Consider the following 12,773-nt stretch of genomic DNA (forward strand, 5'->3'; position numbering starts at 1 on the left):
GGTCACCCGTTGCCGCTTGCAGCGGGTTCTCGGCGATAGGCCCGCATAAACAATCCCACCACATCCTGCACGTGGGCTTCGGCCGCTTCCTCGCTCAATTGCCCGCCGCAGCCATACAACAAGCAGAAGTTCGCCGTGCCCTTGAGCAGGCAGAAGAAGTGTTCGGCTGCGGTAAAAGGCTTGTCGATGCTCAGCGCGCCGCTCTGGTCGATGTGCCCGAGCAGACGCTCCATGCCTTGCAACATCCGCATCGGCCCGGCTTCGAAGAAGATCTGCGAGAGTTTCACGTCCTGATTGCCCGTGGTCATCATCAGGCGGTGCAGGTTCACCGATTCCTTGCTGTTGACCAGGCGATGGAAGCGGCGCCCGATATTCAGCAGCACCGTCTCCACAGGCACACCCTCGGGCAGCTCAAAGTACATCACCGGCAACTGTTCTTCGCACTTGGCCATCACGGCGGCGGTGAACAAGGTCTCTTTGTCGGTGAAGTGGCTGTAGACGGTCAGTTTCGATACGCCGGCCTCAAGGGCCACGGCATCCATGCTGGTATTTGCGTAACCGTTGCTCAAAAACAGGATTTTCGCTGCTTCGAGGATTGCCTGGCGTTTTGCCATGTCCTTGGGACGCCCAGGGCTACTGGTATTGACAAGATTGTCGGACATTTCCACCTTTAATACTGGACTGGTGAGTTTGGTATTAATAACATACTGCCCAGTATAATTATTCCTAGCACCATTTGCGAAAGGTCCTTCAGCATGCGCAGCATTCTCCTGCCCCTTGCGTTGCCTGCCAGCCTGGTCTTTCTACTCGCCGCCTGCGGCCATGAAGAATCGCCCCAGACTACCCTCCGCCCGGCCATGGTGGTGCAACCACAGCCTGCGGCGCAGACGATGGACAGTTATCCAGGCGAGGTGCGTGCCCGGTACGAACCGGACCTGGCCTTTCGCATCGGCGGCAAGGTCAGCAAACGGCTGGTGGAGGAGGGCGAGCGGGTCAAGGCCAATCAACCGCTGGCGGAACTCGACCCTCAGGATGTGCGCCTGCAACTGGAAGCCACCCGCGCCCAGGTGGCCGCCGCCGAGGCCAACCTGCGGCTGGTGCGTGCCGAGCGTGACCGCTACAAGACCCTGATGGATCGTCAGTTGGTCAGCCGTTCCCAGTACGACAATGCTGAAAATCTGTACCGATCAGGTGAGGCGCGCCTCAAGCAGATCAAGGCCGAGTTCGATGTGTCCAGTAACCAGGCCGGTTATGCCGTACTCCGCGCTCCTCAGGACGGCGTGGTTGCCAAGCGCGCGGTGGAAGTCGGCCAGGTGGTGTCCGCCGGCCAGACCGTGTTCACCCTGGCCACCGATGGCGAGCGTGAAGTGCTGATCAGCCTGCCCGAGCAAGGTTTCGGCCGGTTCAAGATCGGCCAGCCGGTGTCGGTCGAGTTATGGAGCCAGCCGGACCAGCGATTTGCCGGACGTATTCGCGAACTGTCGCCCGCAGCCGATCCGAAATCGCGCACCTTCGCTGCGCGCATCGCCTTCACCGGCGGTAAGGTTCCGGCCGAGTTGGGCCAGAGCGCCCGCGTTTTCATACAGGCAGACGGTGTTATTCCGCTGTCGGTGCCGCTGTCAGCCTTGAGCGCGGAGAACGGCGTGTCCTACGTCTGGCGCGTGCAGCCGGATGACACCCTTGTGCGTACCCCAGTGCGTATCGGCGCCTTCGGCGAAAAAACCGTACCCGTGCTCGAAGGCTTGAGCCCTACCGACTGGGTGATTGCCGCCGGGGTTCATGTGCTCCATGAGGGGCAGCAAGTGCGCCCGGTGGATCGCTCCAACCGGGTGGTGAATCTGGCGGTCAAGGAGTAGTCCCCGATGGGTTTCAATCTTTCCGAATGGGCGTTGCGTAATCGCCAGATCGTACTGTTCCTGATGCTCCTGCTGGCGGTGGTCGGCACTTTGTCCTACACCAAGCTTGGGCAAAGCGAAGACCCGCCGTTCACCTTCAAGGCCATGGTGATCAAGACCAATTGGCCCGGTGCCACGGCCCAGGACGTGTCGCGCCAGGTCACCGAACGCATCGAGAAAAAGCTCATGGAGACCGGTGAGTACGAGCGCATTGTGTCTTTCTCGCGCCCCGGCGAATCCCAGGTCACCTTCATCGCCCGCGACGCCATGCGCTCGGCGCAGATTCCCGAGTTGTGGTACCAGGTGCGCAAGAAGATCAGCGATATTCGCCAGACCTTGCCGCCGGATATCCAGGGACCGTTTTTCAACGATGAATTCGGCACCACCTTCGGCAATATCTACGCCCTGACTGGCGACGGCTTTGACTATGCCGTGCTCAAGGACTACGCCGACCGCATCCAGATTCAACTGCAGCGCGTGCCGGATGTGGGCAAGGTCGAACTGCTCGGCCTGCAGGATGAGAAGATCTGGATCGAGCTGTCCAACCTCAAACTCGCCACGCTCGGCTTACCGCTGGCCGCTGTTCAACAAGCGCTGCAGGAGCAGAACGCGGTCTCCACTGCCGGCTTCTTTGAAACCCCGACTGAGCGCGTGCAACTGCGGGTGTCGGGTAACTTCAAGAGTGTGGAAGAGATTCGCAGCTTCCCGATTCGCGTAGGTGACCGAACCTTCCGTATTGGCGATGTGGCCGACATCCACCGTGGCTTCAATGATCCACCGGCGCCGCGCATGCGCTTTATGGGCGAAGATGCGATCGGTCTGGCCGTCGCCATGCACGAGGGCGGCGACATTCTGGTGTTGGGCAAAGCCCTCGAAGGCGAGTTCGCACGCCTGCAGAAGAACCTTCCGGCGGGCATGCAACTGCGCAAGGTGTCGGACCAACCGGCGGCGGTGAAAACCGGTGTCGGAGAGTTCGTCCGGGTGTTGGCCGAGGCGCTGGGCATTGTCTTGCTGGTGAGTTTTTTCTCCCTCGGTATACGCACTGGCATGGTCGTGGCCCTGGCGATTCCGCTGGTGCTGGCGATGACCTTTGCCTGCATGTACTACCTCGGCATCGGCTTGCATAAGATCTCCCTCGGCGCGCTGGTGCTGGCCTTGGGCTTGCTGGTGGATGACGCGATCATCGCCGTGGAAATGATGGCGATCAAAATGGAGCAGGGGTACGACCGCCTTAAAGCGGCCAGTTTTGCCTGGACCAGTACCGCGTTCCCGATGCTGACCGGTACGCTGATCACGGCGGCCGGCTTCCTGCCGATTGCCACCGCGCAGTCGAGTACCGGTGAATACACCCGTTCGATCTTCCAGGTAGTGACCATCGCGTTGCTCGCCTCGTGGGTTGCTGCCGTGGTGTTCGTGCCGTACCTGGGCGAAAAACTCCTGCCGGACTTGGCGAAAATTCATGCGGCTAAACACGGCGCTGACGGTCCCGATCCCTACGGCACACCGTTCTACCAGCGTGTCAGACGTTTGCTGGAGTGGTGTGTCAGTCGGCGCAAGACCGTGATCGTGCTGACGCTGCTGCTGTTTGTCGGCTCGGTCGCACTGTTTCGTTTTGTGCCGCAACAGTTCTTCCCGGCTTCCGGCCGCCTGGAGTTGATGGTCGACCTGAAACTCGCCGAGGGCGCGTCCCTGAGCAACACCGCTGGCCAGGTCAAGCGCCTGGAAGCCCTGCTCAAGGAACACGCCGGCATCGACAACTACGTGGCCTATGTCGGCACCGGTTCGCCGCGCTTCTATCTGCCCCTCGACCAGCAACTGCCGGCCGCCAGCTTTGCGCAGTTCGTGGTGTTGGCCAAGTCCATCGAAGAGCGCGAAAGCCTGCGCATCTGGTTGATCGAAACCCTCAACGAGCAGTTCCCCGACCTGCGTTCACGGGTCACACGCCTGGAAAACGGCCCGCCCGTGGGTTACCCGGTGCAGTTTCGCGTGACCGGCGAGCATATCGACGAAGTCCGTGCCCTGGCGCGCAAAGTGGCGGCCAAGGTGCGCGAAAATACCCACGTGGCTAACGTGCATCTGGACTGGGAGGAACCGAGCAAGATCGTCTACCTCAATATCGACCAGGACCGTGCGCGCGCCCTCGGTGTGAGTACCGCCAACCTGTCGAAATTCCTGCAGAGTTCTCTGACCGGTGCCAGCGTCAGCCAGTACCGGGAAGACAACGAGTTGATCGAAATTCTCCTGCGCGGCACTGTCCATGAGCGCACTGAACTGTCGCTGCTGCCGAGTCTGGCCGTGCCGACCGACAACGGCAAAAGCGTCGCGCTGTCGCAGATCGCCACCCTCGAATACGGCTTTGAGGAAGGCATCATCTGGCACCGTAACCGCCTGCCCACCGTGACCGTGCGCGCCGACATCTACGGCAAGGAACAACCGGCGACCCTGGTTCAGCAGATCCTGCCGACCCTCGACGGCGTGCGTGCCGAACTGCCGGATGGCTACCTGCTGGACGTCGGCGGTACCGTCGAGGACTCGGCCCGCGGGCAGAATTCGGTCAAGGCCGGTGTGCCGCTGTTTATCGTGGTGGTGCTGACGCTGCTGATGCTGCAACTGCGCAGCTTCTCACGCACGGTAATGGTATTTCTCACGGCGCCCCTGGGGCTGATCGGGGTCACGCTGTTCCTGCTGGTGTTCCGCCAACCCTTCGGCTTCGTGGCCATGCTCGGCACCATCGCCCTGTCAGGAATGATCATGCGCAACTCGGTGATTCTGGTGGACCAGATCGAACAGGACATCAAGGCAGGGCTGGCGCCGTGGCAGGCGATTATCGAAGCCACTGTCCGACGCTTCCGGCCGATTGTTCTCACAGCGCTCGCGGCGGTACTCGCGATGATCCCGCTGTCACGCAGTGTGTTCTTCGGGCCGATGGCAGTGGCGATCATGGGCGGGTTGATTGTGGCGACGGCGTTGACCCTATTGTTCCTGCCGGCCCTGTATGCTGCGTGGTTCCGAGTGAGGAAGGACGTCGCGTAATCATGCTGGCCACTGTTTCAGCCTTAGTGTTGTTGTTGCTCGCCCCCGGCCCGACCAATACCCTGCTTTTGCGCGCCGGGGTGTTGTTCGGGTTTCGGGCTTCGTGGAAGCTGGTCTTCATCGAATGCCTGGCGTACCTGTTGCAAGTGACGCTGTGGGGTGTGGCGTTGCTCTACCTTTCGGTATACGCCCCATGGGCCGTGAAATTGACGCAGTTGGCCGCTGGCGCTTACTTGCTTTTGGTTTCGTATCAGTTGTGGTTGCGCGAAAAAGCTCAGGCCGCTGTAAACCAGGATCGATTCACCGGCTTGTCCTTTTTCTGGTTGACGGTGATGAATCCCAAGGGGCTGTTGATTGCCTCGTTGATCGCGCCGATCAATACCTTTATCCACTGGGCGGGTTACCTGGTTTTCATGAGCACCCTTGCACTGGTCGTGCTGCCGGTAGGCGCGGCCTGGGTAGCATTCGGTGCGGGAATCGTCGGGCGTCAACCGGGTTGGTTGAGTGCGCTTGCGATTAATCGGGTCGCCGCCATCGCCATCGGGTGTTTTGCCACGGTTCTATTGGGGCGCCTGGCCGATTCTATTTTCAACTGACGCGAGGCAGTATTTCACACGCAGGACGGAACCATTTTTGCCCTTGCTTCCACACAGGATTAGTCGACCGAGCGGTTCCCGTGTATGAGATGCGGGGCAGTGAGTTGGCGCTAATCTGAATAGGAAGGAGTGTGTATGCTTTTACTACCTTTGCTGGCGTTACCGATGCAAGTCGCGGGCTCGATGCTTGGGCTGGGAAATATGTTTGGACAGAATCAGCCAAACGCCAATCGCGATATCAATATTAATATCAACAACGATAGCCATAACTTCAATGCGTCGTCGTCCAGCTCTCATCACTCACACATGTCTCACGGTGGTGCCCGACGAGCGTCGCACATCCATTATTGAGCCTACTCATCGACGCTGCCGGGCGTGAGCGTGCGGCGCCTGGTTCGGGGGCCTGATAGCCGGTTCGGCGAAAAATCAAGGCCCTGACGATGTCAGGGCCTTTTTTTCAGCTCAGGTCGCGTGGCGTTACAGCGCGCCAAACACCTTCTTCGCCAGACTGGTCGCCGCTGCCGCCGGGTTTTTGCGAATGGTCTCTTCCTGCTGCGCAATCATCTTGAACAAACCATCCAGCGCTTGTTCGGTCACATAGTTTTCGACGTTGGCACTTTTGGCATCGACCGCGCCAAACGCCGCGGCCTTGCCGGCCAGCGCGTTGTACTGCTGCGCCACGCCGACCTTGTCGGTGGCGGCCTTGACGATCGGCAGGAACTTGGCGCGGATGGCTTCGCGGCTGCTTTTGTTCAGGTACTGGGTGGCCGAATCCTGGCCGCCGGTGAGAATGCCCTTGGCATCGCTCACGCTCATGTTTTTCACCGCGTTGACCAGGATTGGCTGGGCTTGGGTCACGGCGGTTTCGGCGGCTTTGTTCATGCTGGTTTCCAACTGCTCGACCTGGTAACCCATGCCGAACATCTTCAGCTTGTCGGCGACTTTGCCCAGTTTTCCCGGCAGGCCGATCTTGACGTCGGGGTTGTTGCTGAAACCACCCGGTACACCCAGTTGTTTCACGGCGATCTGTGCGCCTTGGGTCAATGCATCCTTGAGGCCGCCGGCGGCGTCGCCCTGGGACAGGCTGCCAAGATCCAGGGCCATGGCGTTGGCACCGAGCAGCAGGCCGGCGCACAGGGCGGTGAGACGAAGGGAATTACGGAGCATGGGCGCTTCCTTATGATCTGGAAATAATCAGTGTGCGACCGCATCAACCCGCAGGCGCAGCGGTTGAACGTCTTGGCCATTGAGTTGCACAGGGTGCCGCTCGGTGGTGATGAACAGTAGCTTGCCCTCCACTTCGATGCGAGCGCTGACCGAGTAACTGTGGCCCGGCTTGACCTGGGCCGGGTCATAGCTCAAGTGGAACGGCAATGGCACCTGGCCTTTGACCGGGCCTTTCTGTTCGGCCAGGGTCACGGCCGGCGCGTCCATCAGCGATACGTCCTGCAGGCTGACGCTCAAGATGGCTGTCGGCGGCAGCGCGATGCGTTGCAGGTAGAACACTTCGCCATCGAGGCTGGCCTTGGGCGCGGGATTCATGGAATGGCAGGCGCCGAGCAGGGCGGTCAGGCCCAGGAGGATGATCTTTTTCATGGTGCAGCTCCTTTTCAACGGCGCCGTAACCCAGCGACGCCTTATTCAATTTAGCGGCTTTCTTCCGGTTTGCGGGCTTCGGCTTCGACCGGCGCTTCGGCCGCGCCGTCGACGCGGTGCAGGGCAACCTGGCGGATCGACAGGCGAATCTCAGCCGGCAGCACCCGTTTCGCCGCGCCTTCAGCCAGTTCGCCGAGCAGGTCGTGATAGCTCAACTTGCCGGCTTCGTCGCGGCGCAGCACATCTTGCTCCAGCAACGTCTGAATAAAATGTCGGAAAAGGCTCTTGTCGAAGAACTCCGGGGCATTGAGGCCATGCAGGATCGATAGGCGCTGGGCCATGATCGTACACAGGTCTTCCAGCTCTTCGGCGCTGATGCTGTTCCGGCCGCTGTTGAGCAGCAGCGAAATCGCCATGTAGAAGCGTTGCAGGGTCTGGGCGATGCTCTTGGACAGCAGTGTCAGCAGCACAAAGTGCCGCGAACTCGGCGCCGGGCGCAGGTACACGTTGTTCTCGAAACGCAGCAGGCCTTGTTCGACAAACGCCTCCAGCCACTGGTCGATCACCGTGTCCAGTTCCTCCAGCGACCAGCGGATAAACAGCTCTGACTGCAGGTATGGGTACAGCGCACGGGTGTAGCGCAGAATCTGCTCGCGGCTCATCCGCGAGCTGCTCTGGAAGAAGCTCGCCAGCAGCGCCGGCAAGGCAAAGATATGCAGCACGTTGTTGCGGTAGTAGGTCATCAGGACGGCGTTCTGCTCGTCCAGGTACAGAATCTTGCCGAGAGCATCGCTCTGTTCCGACAGCAGGTTCATGTCCTTGACGTGCTTGATCAACGCCATGCCATCCCCTTCGGGCAGGGTGGTATGCGGCGAGTAGGGCACCCGGCGCAGCAGCGCCAGGTACAGGTCCAACTGGCGGGCCATGGCCTGTTCGTCCAGGGCCAGGCGCGTGGTCGACAGCAGCGCCAGGGCCACCAGGTTCACCGGGTTGATCGCCGCCGCTTCGTTCAAATGGCGCGCCACCCGCTCGCCGAGGCGGTTGGTGGTTTGGTTGAGCCACGCCGGTTTGTAGTGCGGGCCCAGTTCCTGGGCACGCCAGCCCGGTTGTTCGGCGTCGAGGAATTGCGCCAGTTTGATCGGTTCGCCGAAGTTGACCGCGACCTGGCCAAAGCGCTGCTTGAGCGCACCGACCACCTTGAAAATATCGAAGATCGACTCTTTCTTCTTGCTCGCGCCGCGCAGCTCACCGAGGTAGGTACGGCCTTCGAGCACACGCTCGTAACCGATATACACCGGCACGAACACGATCGGCATGCGCGAGGAGCGCAGGAAGCTGCGCAACGTGATCGCCAGCATGCCGGTTTTCGGTTGCAGCATGCGCCCGGTGCGCGAGCGTCCGCCTTCGACGAAGTACTCCACGGGGAAACCCTTGGTGAACAGGGTGTGCAGGTATTCGTTGAACACCGAGGTGTACAGCGGGTTGCCCTTGAAGGTGCGGCGCATGAAAAACGCACCGCCGCGGCGCAGCAGGCTGCCGATCACCGGCATGTTCAGGTTGATGCCGGCGGCGATGTGCGGTGGGGTCAGGCCGTTCTTGAACAGCAGGTAGGACAGCAGCAGGTAGTCGATATGGCTGCGGTGGCAGGGTACATAGATCACCTCGTAACCCTGGGCAACCTGTTGCACACCCTCGATGTTATTGACCTTGATGCCGTCGTAGATCTTGTTCCAGAACCAGCTCAGCACCACTTCCAGGAAGCGGATCGCGGTGTAGGTGTAGTCCGAGGCGATTTCGTTGCCGTAGCGCAGGGCCAGGGCCTTGGCTTTTTCCGGGCTGATCTTCTCGCGTTCGGCTTCATCGAGGATGGCCTGGCGCACCAGCGGCATATTCACCAAGCCCTTCACCAGGTTGCGGCGGTGGGACAGGTCGGGGCCGATCACTGCGGTTTTCAGGTTGCGAAAGTGTACGCGCAGGATGCGTTGGGCCATGCGGACGGTGCGTTCGTGGCCTTTATTGTGCTCGATCAATTCACGCAGGTTGATAGGCGCGGAGAATTGGACGCGGGTCTTGCGCCCCAGGATCAGGATGCTCAGCAGCCGGCGCAGGCGCCCGGTGACGGCCCAACTGTCGGCGAACAGCAGTTTCCATGGGCTGGACTCGCTGTCGGGCGACTGTCCCCAGAACACGCTGACCGGAATGATTTGTGCATTCTCTTGTGCGTGCGCGCTGAGGGTATTGACCAGGCGGGTCAGGGTCGGCGGCGCGCCGCGTTTGTCCTGGCGGCCGAGCCAGTCCGGCTCTGGCGTGAGGTAGAAGAACGCCGCGGGTTCCAGCAACGGCCCGACCGCTACCGGCAGCACCGGGCGCGGCAGGCCGGCCTTGGTGCACTCGGTATCGACCACGGCCAATTCGGTGAGGGAGGGTGATTGCAGGACGTAGAACACCGGCCGGCTGCGGTCGAGGTTAAGGGTAAGGGACGACTGGTTGATCGTCTCTGAGCGAACCCAGAGGTACAACAGTCGGCGCAAGGTGCCAAACACCAGACGGCGGAACGGGGAGCGGGTCATAGGCGAGCTGCTTCAAGTGGAAAAAACCGAGCAGGTGCTCGGGTGGGTAGTGTGCCGTATTCACCGAAAATCGGCAAAAAAGCAGCGATGTAAAGTTGAGTTGATCGTTTTTGAGCCTGTCTTATACTCGGCAGTTCAACGCGACCGACTCGACAATAACAATCATGTGGGAGTGAACAGATGACAACGCGCGAAACCGGTAATGTGAAGTGGTTCAACGATGCCAAGGGATATGGCTTTATTCAGCGTGAAGACGGCAAGGATGTGTTCGTACACTACCGCGCCATCCGCGGTGAAGGGCACCGTTCCCTGGCCGAAGGCCAGCAGGTGGAATACGCCGTGGTGAGCGGCGAGAAGGGCTTGCAGGCAGAGGATGTGGTGGGTTTGTAATGCGGGTTTTTGTTACACCGTAGAACCCATGTGGGAGCGGGCTTGCTCCCGATCGCGGTGGGCCAGTCAATACATTTAGTGACTGATCCAACGCGATCGGGGGTAAGCCTCCTCCCACATTTGATTGGGTTCACACATTCAGATCAGGTGGTTTTCCAGGTGATCTGCTCTTCACCGTCTTCGCTGATGCGAATCCAGGTGTCGGCGCTTTCCTCGCCTTCTTCCTCAACCCAGCTGCCCGGTGCGCAACGCACTTCGACGTTCAGCGCGGCAAAGGCGGCGCGGGCGCAGGCGATGTCGTCTTCCCACGGGGTCTGATCGCTTTCCAGGTACAGGCTGTTCCATTTGCCTACCGCCTTGGGCAGCCAAGTGACAGGCACGTCGCCGGCCGTGCACTTGTAGGTCTGGCCGCGCTGGACCCAGGCGGTGCAAGGGCCAAGGGCGGCGCCCAGCCAGGCGGCGATGGCCTTGTGGTCGACGTCGGCGTCCTTCAGGTAAATCTCGATATCAGGTTGGCGCATGGATGTTCCTCGTTGCGGGATTCGAAAATCCATTCGCGGATTCAGGGTGGGCGGAGTGCCCGAAAAGTCGGTTATTGAAGCACGAAATAATCGTAGCGCATCGATACGCTGACCCGCAGCGGTTCGGCATGCTCGATTACCTCGGTGCGGCGCTCGGCGCTGGCGCGCCAGCCGTGAGGGGTCATGGCCAGCAGGTTGGCACGGTCTTTCGGGTCCGCCAGGCTCAGCGTGAACTCGAGGGTTTCGCTGTGCGCAAGGCTCATGCCGTCCGGCACCAGGGCCAGGTGTTTGTCGTCGGTGTACTCGCGCACTTCGTCGTACAGGCGCTCGCGCAGCTCCATCAGGTGACCGCGGGTCGGGCCGACTTTCATCAAGCCGCCGCCGGGGCTGAGCAGGCGTTTGGCCTCTTGCCAGTCCAACGGGCTGAACACGCTGGCGAGAAACTGGCAGCTGGCATCGGCCAACGGCACGCGGGCCATGCTGGCGATCAACCAGGTCAGTGCCGGGTTGCGCTTGCACGCACGCTTGACCGCTTCCTTGGAGATATCCAGGGCATAGCCATCGGCGTGGGGCAGGGCGTCGGCGATTTGTGCGGTGTAGTAACCCTCGCCACAACCGATGTCCACCCAGCGCTGCGGTGCTTGTTGCGCGGCCAGTTGCGCCAGGCGCTTGGCCACCGGGGCGTAGTGGCCGGCGTTGAGGAAGTCGCGGCGCGCCTCGACCATGGCGAGGTTGTCGCCCGGGTCGCGGCTGTTTTTGTGCTGCACCGGCAACAGGTTCAGGTAACCCTGGCGCGCGCGGTCGAAACGGTGTCCGACCGGGCACGCCACGCCATTGTCCACCGCGTGGAGCGGTGCGCTGCAAATGGGACAGGCCAGCATCAGGCGAGCAACTTGATCAGGGTCTGGTAGTAGATCTCGGTCAGCACGTCGAGGTCGCTGGCCAGAATGCGCTCGTTGACCTGATGGATCGTCGCGTTGACCGGGCCCAACTCGACCACCTGGGTGCCGAGGGTCGCGATGAAGCGCCCGTCGGACGTACCGCCGCTGGTGGACGCCTGGGTCTCGCGACCGGTGACTGCCTTGATGCTGGCGGACACCGCATCGAGCAAGGCCCCCGGTTCGGTGAGGAACGGCAGGCCGGACAGCGCCCAGTCTACGTGCCAGTCCAGGCTGTGTTTGTCGAGGATCGCGGCAACGCGCTGTTGCAGGCCTTCCACGGTGGATTCGGTAGAGAAGCGGAAGTTGAACACCGCTGTCAGGTCTCCGGGGATCACGTTGGTCGCGCCGGTGCCGGCGTTGAGGTTGGAGATCTGGAAGCTGGTCGGTGGGAAGAAGGTGTTGCCGTCGTCCCAATGCTCGGCGGCCAGTTCCGCCAGTGCCGGGGCAGCCAGGTGGATCGGGTTCTTCGCCAGGTGCGGGTAGGCCACGTGACCTTGCACGCCGCGCACGGTCAGGGTAGCGCCGAGGGAGCCGCGCCGGCCGTTCTTGACCACATCGCCGACCAGGCTGGTGCTGGACGGTTCACCGACGATGCACCAGTCCAGACGCTCCTTGCGCGCGGCCAGGCGTTCGATCACGGCCTTGGTGCCGTGGTGCGCCGGGCCTTCTTCATCGCTGGTGATCAGAAAGGCCACCGAGCCCTTGTGGTCCGGGTAGTCCTGCACGAAGCGCTCCGACGCCACCAGCATCGCCGCCAGGCTGCCTTTCATGTCCGCCGCGCCGCGGCCGCAGAGCATGCCGTGGTCGTCGATCAGCGCGTCGAACGGATCGTTCTGCCAGGCCTGCACCGGCCCGGTCGGGACCACGTCGGTGTGGCCGGCAAAGCACAGCACCGGGCCGTCGTGCTTGCCGTGGGTGGCCCAGAAGTTATCTACGTTTTCGATACGCATCGGCTCAAGCTGGAAACCGGCGTCGCCCAGGCGCTGCATCATCAGCTTCTGGCAATCGGCGTCGATCGGCGTCACCGAGGGACGGCGGATCAGGTCGATGGCAAGTTGAAGGGTCGGCGAAAGGTCGGCATGGGCCGTCATGGGAAACTCCGGAAATCGAGGCGGCGACGTTCTAATTGACTGTAGGAGCGAGCTTGCTCGCGAAAAACGCAAGAGCACCGCGTTCATTCAAGATGTTCGCGTGATCGTTGATGATTTTCGCGAGCAAGCTCGCTCCTACA

Annotated in this window: 11 protein-coding genes; 4 read left to right on the forward strand and 7 right to left on the reverse strand. The window is 61.4% G+C overall.

The genetic code is table 11. The annotated features are described in order from the left end of the window. Positions 1-2 precede the first annotated feature (2 nt). A complete protein-coding gene (locus tag ACP7E3_RS19040; RefSeq protein ID WP_026139764.1) occupies positions 3-662 on the reverse strand; it encodes a TetR/AcrR family transcriptional regulator in 660 nt (219 codons plus the stop codon). 93 nt (positions 663-755) lie between these two features. Between ACP7E3_RS19040 and ACP7E3_RS19045 the strand changes: the two genes are divergently transcribed. The 3 genes from ACP7E3_RS19045 to ACP7E3_RS19055 are packed head-to-tail and all read left to right on the forward strand — an operon-like array spanning position 756 to position 5,524. Beyond that, positions 756-1,856: an efflux RND transporter periplasmic adaptor subunit gene (locus ACP7E3_RS19045; protein ID WP_046384480.1), complete on the forward strand. Its 1,101-nt coding sequence runs from the start codon at positions 756-758 to the stop codon at positions 1,854-1,856. Between the two features lie 6 nt (positions 1,857-1,862). Next, complete coding sequence (locus tag ACP7E3_RS19050) at positions 1,863-4,928, forward strand: efflux RND transporter permease subunit (protein WP_426124067.1); 3,066 nt, start codon at positions 1,863-1,865, stop codon at positions 4,926-4,928. A 2-nt stretch (positions 4,929-4,930) separates the two neighbouring features. Next, positions 4,931-5,524 carry a LysE family translocator gene (locus ACP7E3_RS19055; protein ID WP_046384478.1) on the forward strand — a complete coding sequence of 198 codons (594 nt, stop codon included), beginning with the start codon at positions 4,931-4,933 and terminating at the stop codon, positions 5,522-5,524. A gap of 477 nt (positions 5,525-6,001) precedes the next feature. On the opposite strand, the gene ACP7E3_RS19060 is transcribed toward ACP7E3_RS19055, so the two are convergent. Genes ACP7E3_RS19060 through plsB form a run of 3 tightly spaced genes read right to left on the reverse strand, consistent with a single transcriptional unit; the run spans position 6,002 to position 9,690 of the window. After that, positions 6,002-6,691 carry a DUF4197 domain-containing protein gene (locus ACP7E3_RS19060; protein ID WP_426124069.1) on the reverse strand — a complete coding sequence of 230 codons (690 nt, stop codon included), beginning with the start codon at positions 6,689-6,691 and terminating at the stop codon, positions 6,002-6,004. A gap of 27 nt (positions 6,692-6,718) precedes the next feature. Beyond that, the gene (locus tag ACP7E3_RS19065) at positions 6,719-7,120 is read right to left on the reverse strand and encodes a YbaY family lipoprotein (protein WP_046384477.1); all 402 of its coding nucleotides are present in this window, start codon (positions 7,118-7,120) and stop codon (positions 6,719-6,721) included. Positions 7,121-7,170: 50 nt separating this feature from the next. Next, positions 7,171-9,690 carry a glycerol-3-phosphate 1-O-acyltransferase PlsB gene (plsB, locus tag ACP7E3_RS19070; protein WP_046384476.1) on the reverse strand — a complete coding sequence of 840 codons (2,520 nt, stop codon included), beginning with the start codon at positions 9,688-9,690 and terminating at the stop codon, positions 7,171-7,173. Positions 9,691-9,870: 180 nt separating this feature from the next. On the opposite strand from plsB, the gene ACP7E3_RS19075 reads away from it, so the two are divergent. Next, on the forward strand, positions 9,871-10,080 hold the full coding sequence (locus tag ACP7E3_RS19075; RefSeq protein ID WP_017844724.1) for a cold-shock protein: 210 nt from the start codon (positions 9,871-9,873) through the stop codon (positions 10,078-10,080). 143 nt (positions 10,081-10,223) lie between these two features. On the opposite strand, the gene ACP7E3_RS19080 is transcribed toward ACP7E3_RS19075, so the two are convergent. The 3 genes from ACP7E3_RS19080 to dapE form a co-directional block, all read right to left on the reverse strand. After that, entirely contained in the window at positions 10,224-10,601 is a 378-nt protein-coding gene (locus ACP7E3_RS19080) for a hypothetical protein (RefSeq protein WP_046490163.1), read from the reverse strand. A gap of 71 nt (positions 10,602-10,672) precedes the next feature. Then, positions 10,673-11,482 (reverse strand): putative RNA methyltransferase, encoded by an 810-nt coding sequence (locus tag ACP7E3_RS19085; protein WP_017844726.1) that lies wholly within the window; start codon positions 11,480-11,482, stop codon positions 10,673-10,675. After that, the gene (gene dapE, locus ACP7E3_RS19090; RefSeq protein ID WP_108525949.1) at positions 11,482-12,633 is read right to left on the reverse strand and encodes a succinyl-diaminopimelate desuccinylase; all 1,152 of its coding nucleotides are present in this window, start codon (positions 12,631-12,633) and stop codon (positions 11,482-11,484) included. The genes ACP7E3_RS19085 and dapE overlap by 1 nt, the downstream gene beginning before the upstream one ends. Positions 12,634-12,773: the final 140 nt, after the last annotated feature.

Source organism: Pseudomonas sp. PSPC2-3 (genome assembly GCF_049898265.1).
Classification (GTDB): Bacteria; Pseudomonadota; Gammaproteobacteria; order Pseudomonadales; family Pseudomonadaceae; genus Aquipseudomonas; species Aquipseudomonas veronii.